Consider the following 2,264-nt stretch of genomic DNA (forward strand, 5'->3'; position numbering starts at 1 on the left):
GGGGGCCCACGCCCCCAAGCGGGGGGGCTTGGGGGGCCCCCGCCCGGGGGGCGCCGCCCGGGGGGGCATCGACTGGATCCACGTGCGCCACGAGGAGGCGGCCGCGTTCGCGGCGTCGGCCGACGCGCAGATCACCGGTGAACTGGCTGTGTGCGCAGGTTCCTGCGGTCCGGGAAACCTCCACCTGATCAACGGGCTGTACGACGCCCACCGGTCGGGCGCCCCTGTCCTGGCGATCGCGTCCCACATCCCGTCGACGCAGATCGGAACGGCCTATTTCCAGGAGACCCACCCTGACCGGTTGTTCGTCGAATGCTCGGCCTATACCGAATTGATCGGCGCGGCCGCGCAAGCGCCGCGCGTCGTGCACAGCGCGATGGCGCATGCCCTGGCAGCCCCGGGTGTGGCGGTGGCGATCCTGCCCGGCGACATCGCCGCGCTGCCTGCGGCTGGTACGGCACCGCGCCTCGTCCGCACGGGCGCACCCACGCTCGTTCCCGATCCCGCCGACGTCCATGCGCTCGCCGAGGCCGTCAACGCAGCGGACAAGATCGCGATCTTTGCCGGCGAAGGGGTGCGGGGAGCGCGCGAGGAGTTGCTCGCGCTCGCCGATACGGTCGCGGCGCCGATCGGGCACAGCCTGCGCGGTAAGGAATGGATTCAGTACGAGAACCCGTTCGACGTGGGAATGACCGGCCTGCTCGGATACGGCGCCGCACACGACGGTATGCACGGTGCGGATCTGCTGCTGCTCATCGGTACCGATTTCCCGTACGACCAGTTCCTTCCCGATGTCCGGACCGCCCAGATCGACATCGATGCCGCGAGGCTGGGCCGCCGCACCGAGCTTTCGCTCGCGGTGCACGGGGACGCGGCCGCAACCATGCGTGCCCTGCAACCCCTGATCCAGCGCAAGACCGACCGGGGATTTCTGGAACACACCCTCCAGCGGCATCGCGATCTGATGGAGAAAGTCGTCGGGGCGTACACGACACCGGTGGGCCAGCGAAAGCCCATCCATCCCGAGTATGCGGCCTCGATCCTCGACGACGTCGCAGCGGACGACGCGGTGTTCACAGCGGACACCGGGATGTGCAACGCGTGGTCCGCCCGGTACCTGAACCCGAACGGCCGACGGCGATTTCTGGCGTCGGCCCTGCACGGTTCGATGGCCAACTCATTGCCGCACGCGATCGGCGCACAGATCGCCGCACCCGGACGGCAGGTCGTGTCCGTGAGCGGCGACGGCGGACTGGCGATGCTGCTCGGGGAACTGATAACGGTGGCGATGCACCGGCTTCCCATCAAGATCGTCTTGTTCGACAATTCGACCCTCGGGATGGTCAAACTCGAAATGCTGGTCGACGGTCTCGCGGACTTCGGGGTCGACGTCCCGGCGGTGGACTATGCGAAGGTGGCCGACGCGCTGGGGTTCTTCACCCGCCGCGTGGAAGATCCGGGCGACGTGGAGCACGCGCTGCGGGATGCGTTCGCCCAGCCGGGACCGGCGCTGATCGATGTGGTCACCGACCCACGAGCGTTGTCGCTCCCGCCGACGATCACCGGAGAACAGGTCAAGGGCTTCGCCCTGGCCATGTCGAAAGTCGTCATGAACGGGGGAGTGGGCGAAGCCGTGCAGATCGCGAAGTCGAACCTTCGCAACGTGCCGAGGCCGTCGCAGTTCGGCTCCTGACCGGGGCGTCCCGTGGCGTCCGAGAGGCGCGGGTGGGGGTCCCGCGTTGTCGCGCAACCACAGGTAGTGGCAGCATTGACCGGTGACCTCCACCGCGCGAACAGCAGAACCGACACACGAGACGACCGTGCCCAGCGCGGCTGACATCGATGCGGCTGCCGAGCGAATTTCCGCGGTCGTCGCCCCGACCCCCCTCGAACCGAACCCCCGTCTGTCCGCGCTGACCGGCGCCCACGTCTACCTCAAACGCGAGGACCTCACGCGGGTGCGGTCGTTCAAGTTGCGCGGCGCCTACAACGCAATGGCTCAACTCGACGCCAGCGAGCGTGCGGCCGGGGTGGTCACCGCGAGCGCCGGCAACCATGCGCAGGGTGTGGCATACGCCTGCCGCGCGATGGGAATCACCGGCCGTATCTACGTTCCGACGCGCACCCCGAAGCAGAAGCGCGACCGTATCCGTGCGCACGGTGGTGATTTCGTCGAGCTCATCGGTGTCGGCGACACCTTCGACGCCGGGGCCCCCCCCGCCCCCCCCGAGGTGGCGCCGGCCCGCGCCCCGCTGGGACCCCCC

General features: G+C 69.1%; 2 protein-coding genes. Both read left to right on the top strand.

From position 1 onward, the window contains the following. Positions 1-1,693 (top strand): pyruvate dehydrogenase (locus tag TVH25_RS21200; protein WP_422425402.1); only part of this gene is annotated, 1,693 nt, incomplete at its 5' end. 127 nt (positions 1,694-1,820) lie between these two features. After that, positions 1,821-2,264 (top strand): pyridoxal-phosphate dependent enzyme (locus TVH25_RS21205; protein ID WP_422425403.1); only part of this gene is annotated, 444 nt, incomplete at its 3' end.

It is taken from the genome of Rhodococcus sp. 7Tela_A2 (genome assembly GCF_049311045.1).
In the GTDB taxonomy this organism is placed as follows: Bacteria; Actinomycetota; Actinomycetes; order Mycobacteriales; family Mycobacteriaceae; genus Rhodococcus.